This window comes from Caldisericota bacterium, from assembly GCA_034717215.1.
Classification (GTDB): Bacteria; Caldisericota; Caldisericia; order Caldisericales; family Caldisericaceae; genus UBA646.
Map to the genome: position 1 here is coordinate 1 of JAYELD010000085.1, position 1,802 is coordinate 1,802.

A 1,802-nucleotide genomic window follows, 5' to 3' on the forward strand; every position below is an offset into this window, starting at 1 on the left:
TCTTGGTGTTTTGCTTCTCACTTGCCAGATAAATACCAGCTGAAAAGAGATCCTTCCCACCTAAAGATGTAAACGGCGTTGGTGCCTGGTCTTTATTCTTGGTGTTTTGCTTCTCCCTTGCCGGGCGGCTAGAGATATCTTTCCCAAAGATGTAAACATAGCTGGATGAGGATGGCGGGGGCGGCAGTTCAGAGCGAGCAGTACCTGTACAGGTCTCTACCTGGCGGTAGACAGGTGCGGACCCCGTGAGCCACACCCCTGTCTACGTGCCTGCCTGTCCCGTTGGAACGGCAGACAGGCAACGCACAGGCAGGCCCGTCAAGTAGACATCCTACCTGACAAAGGCAGGCCCGCCCCGTGAAGCAAGTTCAATCCTTCTACTTCATGGGGCCCGTCATCTGTAAAAATCAATGGTAGACCCCTTTCTGTGCAACACAAGAATTGAGTGCAGATCGCTACAAGCTCAAGGTAACTGCAGCGTAATCTTGAGGGCTTGCTCGATTTGGCGCATCGTATCGGGCTGAAGTTCACCCAAGCGCAAGAGCAGTCGAATCTTGGCCACCGCCCGAATCTGTCCCGTCAGCACCACCGAATCCTTGGTGAGCCCACCCTCCAGGGCCTTTACCAGAACGTCACTCGGATAGGACCGAGAAACATGGCGCGCATCGGTCAACGGGCAGACAACAATCACCGGGCTAGCCTGATTGATCGCATCGCGCGAGACGACCACCGCAGGCCGGGTGCCTCGCTGCTCCGAGCCTTCCACAGGATCGAGCCGTAACGAATAAACCTCACCGCGGCGGGGAGGCGACCCTGCAGACGCTTTAGGCGGAGAAAAGCTCATGATTCCTGACCTTCAGCAAGTTGGAAGGCCTCCCAGTCAGAATACTCGAGCTCTTGAGTCAGATGCAATGCCAGCTTCTGGTATGCTTCATCCTCGGCCATCGTCTTGAACCGGGCATCGATCTCGGCCTCTTCTAGCCTGTGGAGATACACATCAATCGCTTGGGTAATCAGTTGGTTGCGGCTGCGGGCTGCCCCCCGCTCAACGGCCATATCGGCCCACTTCACCAACTCCCCGGGCAGATCGACCGTCAAACGCGTCTTTGCTCCTTTCATATCATGTTCCCCCTGATTTCTGACCTTGAGCCAGCTTGCTCATTGTATAAAGTGCTATCGAAAAATGCAATCACAATCTGAAGGAAGCTAGATAGAGCGTTGGTGCCAGCGTTGGTGCCTGGTCTTTATTCTTGGTGTTTTGCTTCTCCTTTGCCAGGTAGATACCGATTGAAAAGAGATCTTTCCCAGAAGCGAATCCGTCGCAGGATGTTTCACAGTGTGCCAGAGTTGATTGATGCCATTGACCAGTACCCCAGCATCTACAACAAACACCCCAAACCGTTCGTCTGGACGGCCAAGGTCGAGGACATACTACGGAAGGTATCTAAATGCAAAGCGATACTGGAAACAGTACCCTAGCACACTGCACGGCAGCGACAAGGTTCATGGGATATGACCAAGAGCCTTTCCCGTTTTGGTTAAGAACCCACACTGAATCCTGGCGTGACCTCGCTGTGGAAACTGAGATGCGGCAGAACGATGGGGAGCCGGTCACTCTCCTGAAGCTGGAAGGTGTGATGTCTTCAAAGTCAGTCTGCTGGCCGGAGGTGAACACTCGCAACCGGTTCGAGGGATATACGCTTCTTGCCTACAAAGCTGAAACAGTGGGCATGGATACTGACAAGTGTAAACTGAGCGCTGAAGAAAGGACCCGAGAGTGGGGCTGCAGGACGAAATTGACG

4 protein-coding genes are annotated in these 1,802 nt (G+C 53.9%); 1 reads left to right on the forward strand and 3 read right to left on the reverse strand.

Annotated elements, in window-relative coordinates; translation table 11 throughout:
* The 3 genes from U9Q18_03465 to U9Q18_03475 form a co-directional block, all read right to left on the reverse strand.
* A partial coding sequence (locus tag U9Q18_03465) for a hypothetical protein (protein MEA3313414.1) occupies nt 1–256 on the reverse strand: 256 nt, incomplete at its 3' end.
* Between the two features lie 207 nt (nt 257–463).
* Nucleotides 464–844 (reverse strand): type II toxin-antitoxin system PemK/MazF family toxin, encoded by a 381-nt coding sequence (locus U9Q18_03470; GenBank protein ID MEA3313415.1) that lies wholly within the window; start codon nt 842–844, stop codon nt 464–466.
* Nucleotides 841–1,119, reverse strand: coding sequence for a ribbon-helix-helix domain-containing protein (locus U9Q18_03475; GenBank protein ID MEA3313416.1), 279 nt, complete (start codon nt 1,117–1,119; stop codon nt 841–843). Before U9Q18_03475 ends, U9Q18_03470 begins: the two co-directional genes overlap by 4 nt.
* A 329-nt stretch (nt 1,120–1,448) precedes the next feature.
* Here U9Q18_03475 and U9Q18_03480 point away from each other — a divergent pair.
* The coding region (locus tag U9Q18_03480) for a hypothetical protein (protein MEA3313417.1) at nt 1,449–1,802 on the forward strand (354 nt) is incomplete at its 3' end.